This is a genomic window from Paeniglutamicibacter sp. NPDC012692 (assembly GCF_042901625.1).
Taxonomy (GTDB): Bacteria; Actinomycetota; Actinomycetes; order Actinomycetales; family Micrococcaceae; genus Paeniglutamicibacter.
Window position 1 is genome coordinate 41,598 of the sequence record NZ_JBIBDE010000005.1, and the last position, 19,431, is coordinate 61,028.

General features: G+C 65.7%; 13 protein-coding genes and 1 tRNA gene. 10 read left to right on the forward strand and 4 right to left on the reverse strand.

Annotated elements, in window-relative coordinates:
• Positions 1–30: 30 nt before the first annotated feature.
• A complete protein-coding gene (gene der / locus ACFY5D_RS16465) occupies positions 31–1,566 on the forward strand; it encodes a ribosome biogenesis GTPase Der (protein ID WP_387532198.1) in 1,536 nt (511 codons plus the stop codon).
• A gap of 86 nt (positions 1,567–1,652) precedes the next feature.
• Positions 1,653–1,726: transfer RNA gene (locus ACFY5D_RS16470), tRNA-Pro, on the forward strand.
• Between the two features lie 1,369 nt (positions 1,727–3,095).
• Here the strand turns inward: ACFY5D_RS16470 and ACFY5D_RS16475 are convergent.
• Entirely contained in the window at positions 3,096–3,281 is a 186-nt protein-coding gene (locus ACFY5D_RS16475; RefSeq protein WP_387532201.1) for a CsbD family protein, read from the reverse strand.
• 1,425 nt (positions 3,282–4,706) lie between these two features.
• Between ACFY5D_RS16475 and ACFY5D_RS16480 the strand changes: the two genes are divergently transcribed.
• Entirely contained in the window at positions 4,707–6,596 is a 1,890-nt protein-coding gene (locus ACFY5D_RS16480; protein ID WP_387532204.1) for an FAD-binding monooxygenase, read from the forward strand.
• A gap of 169 nt (positions 6,597–6,765) precedes the next feature.
• On the opposite strand, the gene ACFY5D_RS16485 is transcribed toward ACFY5D_RS16480, so the two are convergent.
• Positions 6,766–7,488 carry a hypothetical protein gene (locus ACFY5D_RS16485; protein WP_387532207.1) on the reverse strand — a complete coding sequence of 241 codons (723 nt, stop codon included), beginning with the start codon at positions 7,486–7,488 and terminating at the stop codon, positions 6,766–6,768.
• Positions 7,489–7,658: 170 nt separating this feature from the next.
• On the opposite strand from ACFY5D_RS16485, the gene ACFY5D_RS16490 reads away from it, so the two are divergent.
• The 4 genes from ACFY5D_RS16490 (at position 7,659) to ACFY5D_RS16505 (ending at position 10,189) form a co-directional block, all read left to right on the forward strand.
• The gene (locus ACFY5D_RS16490) at positions 7,659–8,123 is read left to right on the forward strand and encodes an FHA domain-containing protein (protein ID WP_387532210.1); all 465 of its coding nucleotides are present in this window, start codon (positions 7,659–7,661) and stop codon (positions 8,121–8,123) included.
• Between the two features lie 71 nt (positions 8,124–8,194).
• Positions 8,195–8,884, forward strand: coding sequence for a MerR family transcriptional regulator (locus tag ACFY5D_RS16495; protein ID WP_387532212.1), 690 nt, complete (start codon positions 8,195–8,197; stop codon positions 8,882–8,884).
• Positions 8,885–8,936: 52 nt separating this feature from the next.
• Positions 8,937–9,419, forward strand: a complete 483-nt coding sequence (locus ACFY5D_RS16500; RefSeq protein ID WP_387532215.1) for a bifunctional nuclease family protein — start codon at positions 8,937–8,939, stop codon at positions 9,417–9,419.
• Between the two features lie 188 nt (positions 9,420–9,607).
• Positions 9,608–10,189 (forward strand): MerR family transcriptional regulator, encoded by a 582-nt coding sequence (locus tag ACFY5D_RS16505; RefSeq protein ID WP_387532218.1) that lies wholly within the window; start codon positions 9,608–9,610, stop codon positions 10,187–10,189.
• A gap of 192 nt (positions 10,190–10,381) precedes the next feature.
• Here ACFY5D_RS16505 and ACFY5D_RS16510 read toward each other — a convergent pair whose 3' ends face one another.
• On the reverse strand, positions 10,382–11,197 hold the full coding sequence (locus ACFY5D_RS16510; RefSeq protein ID WP_387532221.1) for a ParA family protein: 816 nt from the start codon (positions 11,195–11,197) through the stop codon (positions 10,382–10,384).
• 280 nt (positions 11,198–11,477) lie between these two features.
• Here ACFY5D_RS16510 and ACFY5D_RS16515 point away from each other — a divergent pair, with 280 nt between their 5' ends.
• From ACFY5D_RS16515 to ACFY5D_RS16525, 3 genes are all read left to right on the forward strand, one after another.
• Positions 11,478–14,930 carry a pyruvate carboxylase gene (locus tag ACFY5D_RS16515; RefSeq protein WP_387532224.1) on the forward strand — a complete coding sequence of 1,151 codons (3,453 nt, stop codon included), beginning with the start codon at positions 11,478–11,480 and terminating at the stop codon, positions 14,928–14,930.
• A gap of 237 nt (positions 14,931–15,167) precedes the next feature.
• Complete coding sequence (locus ACFY5D_RS16520; RefSeq protein ID WP_387532227.1) at positions 15,168–15,881, forward strand: hypothetical protein; 714 nt, start codon at positions 15,168–15,170, stop codon at positions 15,879–15,881.
• Positions 15,882–15,884: 3 nt separating this feature from the next.
• The gene (locus ACFY5D_RS16525) at positions 15,885–17,315 is read left to right on the forward strand and encodes a mycothione reductase (protein WP_387532230.1); all 1,431 of its coding nucleotides are present in this window, start codon (positions 15,885–15,887) and stop codon (positions 17,313–17,315) included.
• A gap of 119 nt (positions 17,316–17,434) precedes the next feature.
• Here the strand turns inward: ACFY5D_RS16525 and ACFY5D_RS16530 are convergent, their stop codons facing one another.
• On the reverse strand, positions 17,435–19,249 hold the full coding sequence (locus ACFY5D_RS16530) for an AMP-dependent synthetase/ligase (RefSeq protein ID WP_387532232.1): 1,815 nt from the start codon (positions 19,247–19,249) through the stop codon (positions 17,435–17,437).
• Positions 19,250–19,431: the final 182 nt, after the last annotated feature.

Consider the following 19,431-nt stretch of genomic DNA (forward strand, 5'->3'; position numbering starts at 1 on the left):
TGGAGGCACGCAACGCAAAGGAACCGCACCATGAGTGAGAGCCTGCTAACGGGAGACGGCGAAGAGTACGTCCCCGTCAACGACGACCACATTGCCGACCGCCTGGCCGAAATCAGCGAGGAAGAAGCCGAGCAGCGCGCCAGCGTGCTCCTCTCCGGCCTCGAGGACTACGAGCTTGACCCGGAGGACGCGGAACTTCTCGCGCGTCTGGGCGATGACTACGACGACGATGCCGACGAGGTCATCCCGCCGGTGCTGGCCATCATCGGCCGACCCAACGTGGGCAAGTCCACGCTGGTCAACCGCATCCTGGGCCGCCGCGAGGCCGTCGTGGAGGACGTCCCGGGCGTGACCCGCGACCGTGTCTCCTACCAGGCCGAATGGAACGGCCGGAACTTCACGGTCGTCGACACTGGCGGTTGGGAGCACGACGCCAAGGGCATCCACGCACGCGTGGCCGAGCAGGCTGAGATCGCCGCAGACATCGCCGACGTCATCCTCTTCGTGGTTGACTCGCGCGTTGGCGCCACCGCCACCGACGAGGCCGTCGTGAAGATGCTGCGCCGGAAGAAGAAGCCGGTCCTGCTGGTCGCCAACAAGGTCGACGATGCAAACCAGGAAGCCGACGCCTCGTTCCTCTGGGGCCTTGGCTTCGGCCAGCCCTGGCCGGTCTCGGCCCTGCACGGCCGCGGCGCGGCCGACCTGCTTGACGCAGTTGTCGCCAAGCTTCCCGAGTACTCCGCCTTCGGCGGCATCATCCCGCGCGGCGGCCCCCGCCGCGTCGCGCTGATCGGCCGCCCGAACGTCGGCAAGTCCTCGCTGTTGAACAAGATGGCCGGTTCCGAGCGCGTTGTCGTCGACAACATGGCCGGCACCACCCGCGACCCGGTGGATGAGCTCGTCGAGCTCGGCGGCGAGGTCTGGCGCTTCGTTGACACCGCAGGCATCCGCCGCCGCCAGCACATGGCGCAGGGCTCGGACTACTACGCTTCGCTGCGTACGCAGGCCGCCCTGGAAAAGGCCGAGGTTGCCGTAGTGCTCCTGGCCGTCGACGAGGTGCTCTCGGAGCAGGACGTCCGCATCCTGCAGATGGCCATCGACTCGGGCCGTTCCCTGGTCCTCGCCTTCAACAAGTGGGACCTGATGGACGACGATCGTCGCCGCTACCTCGAGCGCGAGATCGAAATGGACCTGGCGCACGTCGAGTGGGCACCGCGCGTGAACATCTCGGCGAAGACCGGCTGGCACAAGGACAAGCTCGTTCCTGCCCTGCACACGGCCTTGGAATCCTGGGACAAGCGCATCTCCACCGGCAAGCTCAACGCCTTCCTGGGCGAGCTTGTGGCGGCCCACCCGCACCCGCTGCGCGGCGGCAAGCAGCCACGCATCCTGTTCGGTACCCAGGTGTCTTCGCGACCACCTCGCTTTGTGCTCTTCACCACAGGTTTCTTGGATCCGGGCTACCGCCGATTCATTACTCGCCGCCTGCGCGAGACCTTCGGATTCGAAGGAACCCCCATTGAAGTGGCCATGCGAGTGCGCGAAAAGCGTCAGCGTACAAAGTAGTCCGAAAAATAGGGTAGGGTTATCTAGGAGCTTTTCGCAGACGGCACCCGCACGCAAGTGTTCGGGAGAACGGCTGCGAAAGCAACCGGGCTATGGCGCAGCTTGGTAGCGCGCCTGACTGGGGGTCAGGAGGCCGTGGGTTCGAATCCCGCTAGCCCGACCGGTTGAAACCCCGGGGAATCAAGGATTTTTCCAAGATTCCCCGGGGTTTTTCTCTGTCTGCGGCCCATTTCGCACTTCCGCGTATTTCCGAGGGTTTCGGATTCTCTGCCCGGACTCATTGCCAGTGGATTTTCGCACGGGATGAGGTGAGCGCCGGGGATAAATAAAGCAGGTGTCCGAGAAGTTCCAACCAACTCGGGCACCCGCCCTACCAAGTATATTTACTCGAGAAGTCATGAAGTATTTCAATCATCCCCTTGCTCTAACCGTAATCCTGGCCGGCGCCGTCATCGGTGTTGGCGGAATCCTGTTCAGTGAGCGATACCCATGCTTGTGGATCGGGCTCAGCGCGGCTTGGGTCGTGGTGGCCGGATTGTCCGCTGACGTCATCAGGAAACGGTGAACGACCAGTTAGCATATTGGACCGGATCCGCGTAGACGGTGACTCCAAAGCCGAAGCGCAGACCGTTCTTGAAGAAAAGTCTGCGGCGCTGAACGAACTTGTGTGCGAAGCGTGCGCGGAGGGAATTGCGGCCGTTCGCATCACCGAGGCAAGGGTGCTGTCAAAGCTGCGGATCTACCAGATCCGGGATCATCGGTAGCCCGGTGTGACCTTCTGAGCGCAAAACTAGCCCCACTCTCAAACCGAGATTGGGGCTAGTTACGAGTGTTTCGTGCGCGTACCGTCCAAGGCGTACGCACGCTATTTAGTTGTGAGACAAACATAAGCGGACTGAAGCCTTGTGTATATAGCTTTCAGTGCTTGGTTTTAGTGCCAATCTTGCTCGGCTAGTTTGTCCGAGAGCGAGTGCAGCACTGGGTGATGCTGCCAGAAATGCGCGGTGCCCCCGAATGCGAAGATGGGCCCCGCCCCCATCGAACGGGGCCCATCGGATTCGTAGATGCCTTCTGGGGAAAGCACCTGCAATCGCAGGCGCAGGGACTTGGGGGACACCTGCGCCGCCGAAACCCTGCCAACGATTTCAGGAACCGGCGACTAGCCACATCTGAAAAACGGAGTCCCACTACACCCGGGAGCAAGCTGGTGAGCTTTCCTGGGTTCATTTGCGGTTCGGGGTTTCACAACTATTTGTAGTTGTCCGAGCGACACTACGCCCGAAACCAGACGGTGTCTAGGGTTCGCCGAAGCGCGGGATACGCGTGGGCTTGTCAGGTCAGAACCGGGTAATAACGACGGCTTCCTTCTGAACGCAAAAACAGCCCCGCCCTTTCCTTGCGGATCGGGTGGGGCTGTTTGATTTGGTGGCGTGCACAACCCTTCCAGAGCGAATGCACGCTATTTAGTTGTGGCGCCAAACTATCCCACGGGGAGGTTGCTGTCTACGGTGAGTAGCGACCGGGCGCGTCTACTCGCCCTTGAGGTCTTTGGCGGCGTCCTTGATGTTTTCGCCTACCTGTTTGGCCTTTGCTGCGGCCTGGTCCTTGTGGCCTTCGGCCTTCAGGTCCGGGTTGTCGGTGGCGCTTCCAACGCCTTCCTTGACCTTGCCGGCTACTTCCTGGGCTTTGTTGCTGATCTTGTCTCCGAGTCCCATGTGGGTTTCCTTTCGATGATCTGGCTTGTCCTTTCGACCCTAGGGCCCGTTTCTGATCAAACGCTGGGGATTTCGATAGCCAAGCTAGTTGTTGTGCTGCTTGCCATGGAAAATCAACAAGTCTTGTTAAGAGCATCTGACTAGGCGTAGGCTCGTGCGTTGTGCGCAGCGGCAGGTCCACGCCACTGGCTGGCTTTCCTGACTTGGGGTCGGGGGGGCCGTGGGTTCGAATCCCGCTAGCCCGACCGGTTGAAACCCCGGCAGATCAACGAATCAACGTTGAGCTGCCGGGGTTTTTTCATGCCCGGAAATTTTTTGCGACTTTTGTGCATTTTCCGGGATTCGGATTCCCTGAAAGGGCTGAAGCGGCTCAGGGGTTGAGTTCTCGCCGAAATGCTCGGGGCGATTCCCTTGTGGTGCGGTTCATCGCCGCGCCGGTGGCGTCGTCGCCGGCATGGCTGGCTTTTTGCCGCCGCCCGATCATTGCCGCCCTGGGTCTTGAGATCTGGGGCGTCGACGGCACTTCCTGCCGATTACTGGGACTTGTCGATGATCGTTTCTCGGAATCCCATGCGGGTTTCCCGTAACGGTTCCGGCTTACCTCTTCGGCACCGGGAAAGTTTCAGGTACATTCACTGGCAACAAGTGATTTGGCGTCGTGATTCGCTGTGGCTGCCCATGCGCCCCGGCAAATTCCTCAGAGCTGTTGTCGCATGCGGCAACGCGGCATTCAACCTTATGAACAATTCGGCATGTGGGGTTTCCATGACAATGCTTGAAGGACAAATGCTCTTGGCCATGGTTGGCATGATGCTGGCCGTGTTGGCTTCAGCGGTCCTGGGTCAACGTTGGGCGAATCATCGTGAGCGTGTGGCCCGGGAGGCGGAGTTCGGGAGGGATCGCGGCACTGCTTCCGGTCCAGAAATTGCAGGGATTTTCCCCGAGGTGTCGGGCCCCTGATGGGCGCGCAAGGATGCGCCTGGCTTGAGTGCCCGGCACCCCGATCGACCGGCAGTGGGTTCGCATCCCTCTAGCCCGACAGGCTGATGCGCGGGCGGTTCGGCAAATCCCTGGCGAGCCACCCTCGTTTCCATGCCCAGTGGAGATTGGATTCTTGGCGGGCTTCGCGAGCATCATCGTCCCTGGGGCGGACAAAACGCGCCCCGGGACTCAATGCCAGTTGCCGTCCGGCTACGAGTGACCACCTCGGCCCGCCGCCGGGTGTCGCGCGAGGGCCAGCGCCGCCGTTTGGATCCGCGTTTCAGCCCACTCCTCGATATGCGCTGCGTCATGCACCTTTGTGAGTGCACTCACTTCCGGTTATGCTTTGTGTGCGATATTAGAATTCAGTGTTCCATTATGGAACACAACGAAACGATGACGGCCGAAGTGACTGAATCGTTCACAGAGAAGTGAGGAAAACCAGTGCAGTTCCACCACAACGGGTACGTTTCCGGAAACCCGCTCACCCAGCCGCCTGCGGGTGTTGGCATCGACCGCCCAGAGGAACTCCCCGACGAGGTGGACGTCCTGATCGTCGGCTCCGGCCCGGCCGGCATGATTGCCGCAGCGCAGTTGTCGCAGTTCCCGGGTGTCACCACCCGCATCGTCGAGCGCCGCCCGGGCCGTCTGGAAATCGGCCAGGCCGACGGCATCCAGGCGCGCAGCGTGGAAACCTTCCAGGCCTTCGGCTTCGCCAAGCGCATCAGCGAAGAGGCATACCACATCACCGAAACGGCGTTCTGGAAGCCGAACCCCGAGGATCCCTCGAAGATCTACCGTGCTGCCCGCACCGCGGACGACCCGCACGGCATCAGCGAGTTCCCCCACCTGATCGTGAACCAGGCCCGCGTGCTGGACTACTTCGCGGAGTTCATGCACAACGCACCGACGCGCATGAAGCCCGACTACGGCTACGAGTTCCGCACGCTGAGCGTCGACGACGAGGCCGAGTACCCGGTCACCGTGACCCTCGTGCACACCTCGGGCGAGCTCGAGGGCCAGGAGCGCATCGTCAAGGCCAAGTACGTGGTTGGCTCCGACGGTGCCCGCTCCAAGGTCCGCGAATCCATCGGCTGCACCATGTCCGGCGACAAGGCCAACCATGCATGGGGCGTCATGGACGTCCTGGCCGTCACCGACTTCCCGGACATCCGCACCAAGTGCGCCATCCAGTCCGGCAATGGCGGCAGCATCCTGCACATTCCGCGCGAGGGCGGCTCGCTCTTCCGCATGTACGTCGACCTGGGCGAGGTGGCCGACGACGACAACGGCAACGTGCGCAACACCCCGCTGGACGAGATCATCGAGAAGGCCAACCAGATCCTGCACCCGTACACGCTCGACGTGAAGTCGGTGGCCTGGCACAGCGTCTACGAGGTCGGCCACCGACTGACCGACCGCTTCGACAACCTGAAGGACGGCGACGCGGACGACCGCACCCCGCGCGTCTTCATCACCGGCGACGCCTGCCACACGCACAGCGCCAAGGCCGGCCAGGGCATGAACGTGTCGATGCAGGACGGTTTCAATATCGGCTGGAAGCTCGGCCACGTGCTTGACGGTCGCAGCCCGGCCGAGCTGTTGCGCACCTACTCGGCGGAGCGCCAGGTGATCGCCAAGAACCTGATCGACTTCGACAAGCAGTGGTCGACCCTCATGGCCGCAAAGCCCGAGGAAATGGCGGACCCCGCCGAACTTGAGCGCTTCTACGTGCAGACCGCCGAGTTCCCGGCCGGCTTCATGACCGAGTACAAGCCCTCCATGCTGATCGGCGAGGCGACCCACCAGGAGCTCGCCACAGGCTTCCCGGTGGGCAAGCGCTTCAAGTCGTCGCCGGCCCTGCGCGTGGGCGATGCCAACCCGGTGCAGCTTGGCCACCACCACCGCGCCGACGGCCGCTGGCGCCTCTACGCCTTTGCCGACGCCGCGGCGCCGCAGGATGCCTCGGCCTTGCGCGAGTGGGCCGCCTGGCTGACCGAGTCGCCGGAATCCCCGCTGCTTAAGTACACTCCGGCCGGAACGGACATCGACTCCATATTCGACGTCAAGGTGGTCTATCAGCAGGACTACACCAACGTCGACTTGGGCCAGGTCCCGGAGGCCTTCATGCCCCGCACCGGCGTGTTCGGCACCATCGACTACGAAAAGGTCTACGCAACCCTCGAGGGCGACGACATCTTCGAGAAGCGCGGCGTCTCCCGCGACGGTGCGATCGTGGTGGTCCGTCCGGACCAGTACGTGGCTAATGTGCTGCCGCTGGGTGCCCGCGAGGAGCTGAGCGACTTCTTCGCACCGATCCTGATCGAACGCTAGGCCCGACCGAGAAGCAGGCGCCCCGCGAATCCGTGGCCGGCCTCCGATCTTCGGGGCCCCTCAACCGCAGACAGCAGTGTCCCGGCGAATTCGATTCGCCGGGACACTGCTGTCTTAAGGTTCTTGACCGTGGCCCGGGAAACCGGTCCGAAATGTGTGGGTCCTGGGCCTAGGCAGGGGTGCTTGCCGGCGGCATTCCGTCGGCGGGATCGCTGTCCGCATCGCTGTCCGCATTGCTGTCCGGTTCGCTGGGCGCATCGTCGGCAGGACCACTCGCTTCAACGCCGGCTGTTGTTCCCTGCGCTGCCGCAGGGTTCGACCCGGCCGTGGCCCGGGACTTCACCTCAAGGCGCAACGACTTGATCTTGCGCCCGCGGGAACGCCACATGTGCCAGAAGGTTGCGATGCCCGCAAAGAGCAGCACGCCGGCCATCGCGCCGCCGATCGACCACGACGGGAACCAGATCGCCGAGGTGTCGATCATCAGCCTGGCCTTCTGCGCCGCGCCGGACGAGTTCAGGTAGATGCCCAGCGTGAGCAGGTTCGGCAGGGCAACGAGGACCGCAACGCCGATGATCACCCACTTCCAGGGCCACGAGATCTTCTTGTAGCGTGCCTGCCATGCGATGACCAGCGGTATGAAGGTGAAGGCAAAGCCGTAGGTGAGGCCCAGCAGCAGCCCGCCGCTCAGCGAGCCCTGCGTTTGGTTGGCGATCCGGGTGGCCCACCAAACGGGCAGGAACAGGCGAATGAGGAGGAAGGCGACCGCCAGCAGGGCAAGCCCCGCGGCGCCCAGGCCGATCCGCAAGCCCCAGCGGGGTTTCGTGGCCGCGGGCGACTGCGGGGGACGCTCTGCCGCTGCCGGAGGAGCGGGGATATCTGAATCTGGCATGCGTGCATCATCCCATGCCGAAGCGGAAACGGCGGAGATTTGAAGACCTTCTTGCGCGGAATCCCCGATGAACGCGAGTAGGCTAATCTGGTTGTAGACGCATTGCCCCAATCTGGGATGGAGCAGCGGCTAAGGATTTGTTTGAGCAAGAATTTTTGGGAGGACTGGACATGGATGAAACCCGGGTGCCGAACCAGCAGCGCGAGGCTTCGACCGAAACGACGGGCATCACCCTTCCGCCGGTGCAGCGCGAACCAGTAGTTTTCTATGCCCTGAGCCCCGAGGAACGCGCGGCGGTTTCGGCGTTGCCGGCCGGCTCCGCCCTGCTCATTGCGCACTCCGGGCCAAACCAGGGTGCACGCTTCCTGCTGGATGAGGATGTCACGCAGGCCGGCCGCCACCCGCAGGCCGACGTGTTCCTTGACGACGTCACGGTCTCGCGCAAGCATGCACAATTCGTCCGCGACGCCAACGGCTTCACGGTGGTGGACTCCGGTTCGCTGAACGGCACTTACGTCAACAACGACCGCGTGGACTCGGTGCGCCTGGTCAACGGCGCCGAGGTGCAGATCGGAAAATTCCGCCTGACCTTCTACGTCGCGCTGCCGAACAACCCGGCCAACGCGCTCGACTAAGCAGGAACCCCGTGAATCATGTAGCCCGAAACCCTCGACTGGCTGTCATCAGCGGCGATAGCGCGCGCCCTGTGGCACTCAATATCGGCGAGGTGCTTTCGGAGCTGCATGACGAATTCCCGCAGGTGACGGCATCGAAGATCCGCTTCCTTGAGGAAAAGGGCCTGCTGACGCCGCAGCGCACGTCGGCCGGCTACCGCAAGTACCTGCCGGACGACGTGGGGCGGTTGCGTTTCATCCTGGGGCTGCAACGCGACCAGTACCTGCCGCTGAAGGTCATCAAGGACTACCTCGACGCAGTGGACAGGGGAGAGCGCCCGGAGCAGCTTCCCGGCGGCCACACCCTGGCCCCGCGCAGCATCAGCGAGCAGATGACCCAGGACCTCGTCGCGCACGCGCGGCCCGTCACGAAGGCCGAGTTGCAGGGCCTGTGCGGCGCCAGCACCGAACTCGTTGACGACCTGCTGGCGTTCGGGATGATCGTTCCCGAGAACGACCGTTTCGACGAACACGCACAGAAGATCACCGCGGCTTCCGCGGCGCTGGCCGCCCACGGGATCGAACCCCGGCACCTGCGTGCCTTCCGTGCCGCGGCCGATCGCGAGGTCGGCCTGGTGGAACGCGCCGTTGCACCCCAGATGAGCAGGCGCGACGTCGCCTCCCGTGCACGGGCCGCCGAGACTGCCCGCGAAATAAGCGATGCCTGCATGGCGTTGCATGGTGCGTTGGTCAATGGTGCCATCGCCAAGCTGGACCACTAGGTCGACCGACTACGGTGACCCTTGCAGCAGGGATCACGCTAAGGAGCGAACCATGCATGAGCTTGAAGTTGTGGGAGTTCGCATCGAACTTCCCTCCAACCAGCCCCTAGTCCTGCTCAAGGATGTCAATTCCAAGCGCCACCTGCCCATCTGGATCGGTGCCCCGGAGGCCTCTGCGATCGCCATGTTCCAGCAGGGGATTATCCCGCCGCGGCCGCTGACCCATGACCTGATGATTGCGACCCTTGAGGCGCTTCATGCACCGCTGCTGCGGGTGGAAATCGTCTCGGTGCTCAATGCGGTCTTCACCGCGGAACTCGTGTTTGCCAACGACGTACGCGTCGATGCCCGTTCCTCCGATGCCATTGCGCTGGCGCTGCGCGCCGAATGCCCGATCATGTGCCACGAACACGTTTTGGACGAGGCGGGCGTGCTTGTCGCCGACGATCAGGATGCCGCCGAGGGCGAAGAAGACCAGCTGCGGGAATTCCGCGAATTCCTCGAAGAGGTCGAGCCCGAAGATTTCGATAAATAGACGACCGTCGACGACACGCTCCAAGTTTGGGGTGAAGGTCTTTGACGAAGCCCCTTCCAAGTCGTACCGTCGAAACATAAGTTCCCAAGGTTTGCCGACCGCGGACACCGATTTCACTCGCAAGGAATCGTTCCACGCCATGAGCAACCCTCCCTCCCTTATGGGGATGCTTGAGCAAGGAGATTCCGATGAATCCCACAGATGATCAACGCGCAACCGAGACCCGGCCTGCCGCGTCGACCGGCAATACCCAGGGTCTGCTCTTCACCGAAGACCTGCCGGTGCTGGACGAAGATGCGGGCTACCGTGGCCCGATCGTCTGCAAGGCAGCCGGAATCACCTACCGCCAGCTGGATTACTGGGCCCGCACGGGTCTGGTTGAACCGGCCGTTCGCATCGCCAAGGGCTCGGGCTCCCAACGTCTATATGGGTTCCGAGACATCCTTGTCCTTAAGGTAGTTAAGCGCTTGCTGGACACGGGTGTGTCCCTGCAGCAGATTCGGACGGCCGTCGAGCACCTTCGCGAACGGGGAGTGGATGACCTGGCGCAAATCACCCTCATGAGCGACGGCGCATCGGTCTACGAATGCACCTCCGCGGACGAAGTCATTGATTTGGTCCAGGGCGGGCAGGGCGTATTCGGAATTGCCGTTGGCCGTGTCTGGCGCGAGGTGGAGGGATCGCTTTCGCAGTTGCCAAGCGAGCGTGCCTCCGATTTTCCCGAGGATGAACTGGCCCAACGCCGGGCCGCGAAGCGAACTGCAAGCTAAGGCCTCCGATACGCGAGTTCTTCCCAACGGCCGGCCGGCCCGTACACCGCCAGGTGTGCGAACCGGCCGGCCGTTGCGTTATCCGTTCCGGCCAGGCACTGCCGGGGGACAACGCAAGAGCCGGCGCCCCACTGGTTTCCCAGTCGGACGCCGGCTCTTCCATGAATCTAGGAATGCGCCGCCAGCAATTGGCTACCGTGCACGCATCTTTCCCGCGTCGGAAATGTTGCGCAACAGGTCATCGAACAACTCCGCCGTCTTTTTGGCGGCCTTGCCCGGCCACTGGTGCACGGAATATGCGGCACCCTGGATCTGCTGCCAATCGGCAAACTCGGGCAACTCGGGGTTGAGTACCGCGCTGCCAAACATCGAACGCATTTCGGTGAGCCTGAAACGGTGCTCGTCCGATTCCTTGCGCACCCGGTTGATCACGACGTCGATCGGTCCCAAGTCCGGGGCATATTCATTGCGGAACATTTCAAGGGCACGCTGGGTGCGTTCGGTTCCGGCCACGGAGAACAAGCTCGGCTCGGCAACCAGCAGCACCCGATCGCTGGCGCTCCATGCCATGCGCGTCAGGCCGTTGAGGGATGGCGGGCAGTCAATGAGGACCAACGCGTATCCGGACGTGCGCGCAAGCAGCTGGGTCAGTCGGCGCAAATCGCGTGCGCGCAGGTCTGGCCGGTCGTAAATGCCGGTGTAGGCATCGCCGACGGCGACGTCCAGGACCGGAACCCGGGTGAGGGAACGCTTCGAAATTGCCTTGGCTTGCCACGCACTCGAAACGATGTTCTGTGACATATCAGCCTTGCGCGCATATTTCAGCATGCGGCCGATTGTCATCTTGCCATCGGCGCGGACACCCAGACCGGTGCTGGCATCGGCATGCGGATCCAGATCGATGACGAGCGTGGGGATGCCAGCTGCCAGGGCGGCCGAAGCGAGCCCCAATGTAACGGAGGTTTTTCCTACGCCACCTTTAAGGCTGCTAATGCTCACTACCTGCACGGAACGGACCACGCCCTTTTCTACTGTCGATTTCCCATGATGCAACGATTGGTTCCCTTAATATCATAATCGGGTTCACGGACCTTTGCCGCCACGGTTACCAGCTTGCGGTGAGACTACTGTTTCGTACCCTGCGCAATCTTTTTGCTTTGGGTGCGCCAGATCACGGTATGGTGTGACTTTGGGGGCCGGAAACCTTGGCTTCCATCCCGAAACCATGAGTTCTGACCCTCGAACCCGTGTGCTTAATTCACCCTTAATATCATTTTGCAGGAGCGCCATGTTTACGAAGATCTTGGTAGCCAACCGCGGTGAGATCGCGATCCGCGCCTTCCGGGCCGGCTATGAGCTGGGCGCAAAGACCGTCGCCGTGTACCCGTACGAGGACCGCAACTCGATCCACCGCCAGAAGTCCGACGAGGCCTACCAGATCGGCGAGGAGGGCCACCCGGTCCGCGCCTACCTGGATGTTGCCGAGGTCATCCGCGTCGCCAAGGAATCGGGCGCGGATGCCATCTACCCGGGCTACGGATTCCTCTCCGAGAACCCGGACCTGGCCCGCGCCGCGGCCGCCGAGGGCATCAAGTTCATCGGCCCCTCCGCGGACGTGCTGGAGCTCGCGGGCAACAAGGTTGCCGCGCTGAAGGCGGCCCGCGCCGCGGGCATCCCCGTGCTGCAGTCCTCCGAACCGAGCGACGACGTCGCCTACCTGACCAAGGAGGCCGAGAAGATCGGCTTCCCGATCTTCGTCAAGGCCGTCGCCGGCGGCGGCGGGCGCGGCATGCGCCGCGTGGACACCCGCGACCAGCTCGCCGAATCCCTCTCCGCCGCGATGCGCGAGGCCGGCAGCGCGTTCGGGGACCCCACGGTCTTCCTGGAACAGGCCGTCCTGCGCCCGCGCCACATCGAGGTCCAGATCCTGGCCGACGAGCACGGCAACATCGTGCACCTCTTCGAGCGCGACTGCTCGCTGCAGCGCCGCCACCAGAAGGTCATCGAGATCGCCCCGGCGCCGAACCTGGACGAGGGCATCCGCCAGGCGCTCTACGCCGACGCCATCAAGTTCGCCAAGGCCCTGGGCTACCAGAACGCCGGAACCGTCGAGTTCCTGCTCGACACCGTGGGCGAACGTGCGGGCCAGCACGTGTTCATCGAGATGAACCCGCGCATCCAGGTGGAGCACACCGTCACCGAGGAAATCACCGACGTCGACCTGGTGCAGGCGCAGATGCGCATCGCCGCGGGCGAGTCCCTCGAGGACCTGGGCATCCGCCAGGACGAGCTGCAGATCCGCGGCGTCGCCCTGCAGTCCCGCATCACCACCGAGGACCCGGCCAACGGCTTCCGCCCCGACGTCGGGACCATCACGGTCTACCGCTCCGCCGGCGGCTCCGGGGTGCGGTTGGACGGCGGCACCATCTACACCGGTGCCGAGGTGTCCCCGCACTTCGACTCGATGCTGGTCAAGCTCACCTGCCGCGGCCGCGACTACGCCACCGCGGTGGCCCGTGCCCGGCGCGCGCTGGCCGAGTTCCGCGTCCGCGGGGTCACCACCAACATCCCGTTCCTGATGAACGTGCTGGCCGACCCGCAGTTCATCGCCGGGGACGTCGCCACCGACTTCATCGACAAGCGCCCGGACCTGCTCACCGGCAACAAGTCCCAGGACCGCGGCACCAAGGCCCTGTCCTTCCTGGCCGGGGTGACCGTCAACCACCCGAACGGGCCGCGCATCGAGGGCATCGACCCGCGCCTGAAGCTGCCCTCCTTCCCGGGCGACAAGCTCTCCGAACCGGACCGCTCCCCGTTCGACGGCCCGTCCACCGAGCAGGCCCCGCCGGCAGGTTGGCGCCAGCGCCTGCTGGAACTCGGCCCGGAGGGCTTCGCCAAGGCCCTGCGCGCGCAGACCGCCGTCGCCGTCACCGACACCACCTTCCGCGACGCGCACCAGTCGCTGCTGGCCACCCGGGTGCGCACCCGCGACCTTTTGGCCGCGGCCCCGGCCTACGCGCACGTGATGCCGCAGCTGTTCTCCATGGAGGTCTGGGGCGGGGCGACCTACGACGTGTCGCTGCGCTTCCTGGGCGAGGACCCGTGGAAGCGCCTGGAGCTGCTGCGCGCGGAGCTGCCGAACATCCCGCTGCAGATGCTGCTGCGCGGGCGCAACACCGTGGGTTACACCCCGTACCCGACCGAGGTCACCGACGCGTTCGTGAAGGAGGCCGCGGCCACCGGCATCGACATCTTCCGCATCTTCGATGCGCTGAACGACGTCTCGCAGATGGCCCCGGCGATCAAGGCGGTCCGGGCCACCGGCACCGCGGTGGCCGAGGTGGCGCTGTGCTACACCGGCAACCTGCTGGATCCGGCCGAGGACCTGTACACGCTTGACTACTACCTGAACCTGGCCCAGCAGATCGTCGACGCCGGCGCGCACATCCTGGCGATCAAGGACATGGCCGGGCTGCTGCGCCCGGCCGCCGCGGCGAAGCTGGTCACCGCCCTGCGCGAGCGCTTCGATCTGCCGGTGCACCTGCACACCCATGACACCGCCGGCGGCCAGCTGGCGACCCTGATGGCCGCGATCAACGCGGGCGTCGACGCGGTGGACGTGGCGGCGGCCTCGATGGCCGGGACCACCTCCCAGCCCTCCTCCTCGGCGCTGATCGCCGCGCTGGAGAACACCGAGCGCGACACCGGCATCTCCCTGGAGGCAGCGGCCTCCCTGGAGCCGTACTGGGAATCGGTGCGCGCCATGTATGCGCCGTTCGAGTCCGGCCTTGCGGCCCCGACCGGCCGCGTCTACCGCCACGAGATCCCCGGAGGCCAGCTCTCCAACCTGCGCCAGCAGGCCATCGCGCTGGGCCTGGGGGAGCGCTTCGAGGCCATCGAGGACATGTACACCGCGGCGAACCACATCCTGGGCCGCCTGGTGAAGGTCACCCCGTCCTCCAAGGTGGTGGGCGATCTGGCCCTGGCGCTGGTGGGCATGGGCGTGGACCCCGACGAGTTCGCGGCCGACCCGAAGTCCTTCGACATCCCGGACTCGGTGATCCAGTTCCTCTCCGGGGAGCTGGGCAACCCGCCGGGCGGCTGGCCCGAACCCTTCCGTTCCAAGGCGCTGGAGGGCCGCGTCGTGCACCCGCGTCTCGAGGTGCTGGACCCGGAGGACTCGGCGGCGCTGGAGGCGGATTCGGACACCCGCCGGGCCACGCTGAACCGCCTGCTCTTCGCCGGCCCGACGCGCGACTACCTTGCGACGCTGGAGACCTACGGGGACCTGTCCGCCCTGCACACCCGCGACTACCTCTACGGGCTGGTGCGGGGCCGCGAGCACGTCGTGTCCCTGGGCAAGGGCGTGCGCCTGCTGGTGTCCCTGCAGTCGGTCTCCGAGGCCGACGAGAAGGGCATGCGCACCGTGATGGTCACGCTCAACGGCCAGTCGCGCCAGCTGATGGTGCGCGACAATTCGGTGGAGTCCACCGCGGTGCTCGCGGAGAAGGCCGATGCGTCCAACCACGGCCACATCGCGGCGCCGTTCGCCGGTGCCGTCACGGCCAAGGTCGCGGTGGGCGACCTGGTCGAGGCCGGCGCCACGGTGGCGACGATCGAGGCCATGAAGATGGAGGCCGGCATCACCTCCGCCGTCGCCGGCACGGTGAGCCGCCTGGCCATCGGCGGCACCGCGCAGGTGCAGGGCGGGGACCTGCTGCTCGTCGTCGTACCCGCCTAACCAGCGCCAGCCGGTACACCAACCGGGCACGAACCGGGCATTGACTGCGGTTGATGCGTGGTTCGTGCACCAGATGAACACGTGAGCGAGGATGGACCCCGGACCGGGCGTTCATCCTCGCTCACGTGTTATGGTGCGATTCGGCGGCCTGACCACAGGTTGGGCCGCCCGCGGCAAACAGCTGTTTCGAAAAATTGTCACTGCGAACATAGACACTGCGAAAAGGGGTCGGGTTTCATGCCAGGGAGTTCTGCGGGTTTCTTCGCCAGGTTGTTCCGGAAACGCGGGGCCACCACGGGGGCGGCCGCGCCGTCGGCACACAAGGCTACCGGGGCGAGCCCGACCGAAGGCCCGTCCGCCGGGCCGGACGGCAAGCCGCAGGCCGGGGCCCCGGCGGGATTGCACGCCGCGTCCGCGCCGGCGGATTCCGATGCCGAGGTGGCGGGGGAGCGGCTTACCGGACGGCCCGATGCCCCGGCCGGCGCGCCGGGAATCGTCACCGTCGTTGCGCTGGAGCCGCATGCCGGCCTGGCGACGCTGTGCGCTGCGCTCGAGTACCGGTTGGAGGGCCGGAACCTGCAGGTCCGCGGCGCGGGCCCGGGCCTGATGCGTGCCGCCTTCGACGGATTGCTCAAGGACACCGACGTCCTGGTCCTGCTGGCACCCGCCGCGGCCCCGGCGACCGGGACCTTCCGCGAGAAGCTGGATTGGCTGGAGGCCAACGACAACGCCGGTCTCGTGGAGCGCACGGTCTTCGTCGTCAACTACGGTGCCACGGAGGACGGCGGCGCACTCGAACTGCCGGCGTCGCTGGACAGGCCCGTGGTCGTGCTGCCGCATGACGCGGCGCTGGGCCTGCCTGCACCCGAACGCCGGGCGCCGCGCCGGGCCGCACGCCACGCGCTGGACCAGCTGGTCGCCGAAATTTCCGCGATTAGGGCGGGGAGCTAGGCCGTGGCGCACTACGGGACCGCGCACTACGATCTCGCAATCATCGGCTCCGGCTCCGGGAACTCGCTGATCACCCCGTTCTGGGACGACAAGAAGGTCGCCATCATCGATGCCGGCATCTTCGGCGGCACCTGCCTCAACGTCGGGTGCATCCCCACCAAGATGTTCGCCTACCCGGCGCAGCTGGCGGCAAGCGCCGTGCAGGCCCGGGAGCTCGGGGTGAACCTCGTGCACGAGGGCAGCGACTGGGCCGCGATCCGGGACAGGATCTTCGGGCGCATCGACGCGATCTCCGAGGGCGGCCGGCACTACCGGGCCGACGAGCTGGAGAACGTCGACCTGTACCAGCAGCACGTCACCCTCACCGCGGACCACCGGCTGCTCACGGATTCCGGGACGACGATCGACGCCAAGAAGATCGTGATCGCGGCCGGCTCGCGCGCCGTGCTGCCGCAGGTGCCGGGCATCGAGCTGCCCGGCATCCACACCTCGGACACCATCATGCGCCTCGAGGCGCTGCCCGAACGCCTGGTCGTGGTCGGCGGCGGGTACGTGGCCAGCGAGTTTGCCGCGGTGTTTGCCTCCTTCGGCTCGACGGTGACCCAGGTGAACCGCTCCGGCGCGCTGCTGCGGGAGCAGGACGCGGACATTTCCGCGGCGTTCACCGAGGCCGCGGCCAAGCGCTGGAACGTGGAGCTCGATGCGAACCTGGTGCGCATCGAGGAGCACGACGGCCACCTGCGCCTGCATTTTGCCCGCGCCGGGGGCGAACTGGTGCTGGACGCCGACACGGTGCTGGTCGCGGTGGGTCGCCGGCCCAACACCGACACCCTGGGCGTTGCGGCGCTCGGCCTGGACCTGCGCTCCAACGGCGCCCTGTGCGTCGATCAGTACCAGCGCGTGATGCGCGGCGGGGAGCCCGTCGAGGGGATGTTCGCGCTGGGCGACGTGGCCAACGTGGACCAGCTCAAGCACGTGGCCAACCGCGAGGCGCGGGTCGTGGTCCACAATCTGGAGAACCCCGGGGCGATGCGTGTCATGGACCGCGGCGCCGTGCCCGCTGCGGTGTTCAGCAACCCGCAGGTCGCGTCCGTCGGGCTCACCGAGGCCCAGGCGATCGCTGCGCACGGTGCCAACGACGTGGCCACGGCGATCCAGCACTTCGGGTCCACCGCCTACGGCTGGGCCATGGAGGACACCGAGGGGATCGTCAAGCTGGTGGCGCACAAGGGCACCCGCCGGCTGCTCGGTGCCCACATCATGGGGCACGAGGCCGCTCTGCTGATCCAGCCGCTCATCCAGGCCATGGTGACGGACCTGGACCTGGTCGAGATGGCGCGCGGGCAGTTCTGGATCCACCCGGCGCTCAGCGAGGTCGTGGAAAACGCGCTGCTGTCGCTGGGCCTCGAGTCGCGGCCCGGGGACCCCCTCTAGACTCGCGGCCGCCCGGGACGAAAATGAGGGGCGGGGACAGACACCGTTGGTGTCCGTCCCTGCCCCTCAGGTACGGACGGTTCTCCCGCGCCGGGCCCGGCCCGGCGTTGCCGCGGCTCTCAGGCGCGCGGCTTCACGCCCCCGTAGATCTCCTCGACCACCGACTCGAAGTCCTTCAGGACCTGGGCGCGCTTGATCTTCATCGACGGGGTCAGGTGCCCCGACGCCTCGGTGAAGTCGGTCGGCACGATCCGGAACTCCTTGATCTGCTCCGCGCGCGAGACGCTGCCGTTCGCCTTGGCAACCAGCGCCGCAACCGCCTCGCGGACCTCCGGCATCACGGCCGCCTGCGCGGTGGTGGTCCCGGCCGGAAGGTGGTGGCGCTCCAGCCAGCCCGGCAGGGCCTCCTCGTCCAGGGTGACCAGCGCGGAGATGAACGGGCGGGCATCGCCCACCACGACGCACTGGGACACCAAGGCGTCGGCGCGGATCTGGTCCTCGAGCATCGCCGGGACGACGTTCTTGCCGCTGGCGGTGACGATGATTTCCTTCTTGCGCCCGGTGATGCGCAGGAAGCCGTCGGCATCCAGTTCGCCGATGTCCCCGGTGCGGAACCACCCGTCGACGAAGGTCTCCGCGGTGAGGTCGGGCCGGTTGTAGTAGCCGCGCATCACGCAGAAGCCCTTGGCCAGGATCTCCCCGTCCTCGGCGATCCGCACTCCGTTGCCCGGCAGCGGGCGCCCGACGGTGCCGATCTTGATGTGCTTCGGGGTGTTCACGGTGATCGGCGCGGTGGTCTCGGTCAGGCCGTAGCCCTCCAGGACCGTCAGTCCGATCCCGTGGAAGAAGTGGCCCAGGCGTTCGCCCAGCGGGGCGCCGCCGGAGACCGCGTGCACCACGTTTCCGCCCATGGCGGCGCGGATCTTCGAGTACAGCAGGACGTCGAAGAGCTTGTGCTTGAGCTTCAGGACTAGCGGCACCTTGCCGTCCTGCTCCGCGCGGGAGAAGGCGATCGCGGTGTCGGCGCCGGCGTGGAAGATCTTGCCCTTGCCGCCGTCCTCGGCCTTGAGCATCGAGGAGTTGTAGACCTTCTCGAAGACGCGCGGCACGGCCAGGATGAAGTTCGGTCTGAACGACTGCAGGTCGCCCATCAGGTTCTTCACGTCGGCGGTGTGCGCGACCCTGACCCCGGCGGCGACGCTGAGGACCGAGATGTAGCGGGCGAACACGTGTGCCAGCGGCAGGAACATGATGGTCGATGCGCCGGGGTACACGCACTCGGGCAGCGCCGCGGCGGCGTTGTCGCTGAGCTCCACGAAGTTCGAGTGGGTCAGCTCGCAGCCCTTGGGCCGCCCGGTGGTGCCGGAGGTGTAGATGATGGTGGCCAGCGAGTCGAGCCCGGCGGCGGAGCGGCGCTCCTCCAAGGCTGCGTCGCTCACGTCCCTGCCGGCCTCGCGCAGGGCGTCCAGGCCGTTGCCGTCGATCTGCCACACGTGGCTGAGCTCGTCCAGGCCCTCCTGGTGCGCCGCCTGGCGGACGACGTTTTCGTGGCGCGGCGCCTCGACCACCACGGCGGCGGCGTGCGAATCGCCGAGGATCCAGGCCACCTGGCTGGGGGAGGAGGTCTCGTAGACCGGGACCGTGACGCAGCCGGCAAACCAGATGGCGAAGTCGACAAGCGTCCACTCGTACCGGGTGCGGGCCATCAGGCCGATGCGGCCGCCGGGTTCGATGCCGCTGGCGATGAATCCCTTGGCCAGGGCGGAGGCGTCCGCGGCGAACTCGGATGCGGAGATGTCGATCCAGCTGCCGTTCGGCCCCGGCTTCGAGAGCAACGGCGGGTTCGCCGCGGAGCGTGCGTGGCGCAGCAGCAAGTCGGTGGTGTTGGTCTGGGGCGGCGACTCCACCAGCGGTGGGACAACTAATTCCTGCATCGGGGCTCCTTCGGTCGGAGGGCCGGGATCTGCATGCCTGCTACCGGTCCCACTACCACCATCCTAGTGGCTTGCGTCACATTGTTTACTCACTGGTAACCTACGGGGATTTTCCGGTCTTGGCAACACGCCCGATCGTCTTTGCGGTGGCGGGAGCGGGGACGCGCGATTCCCGACGCGAA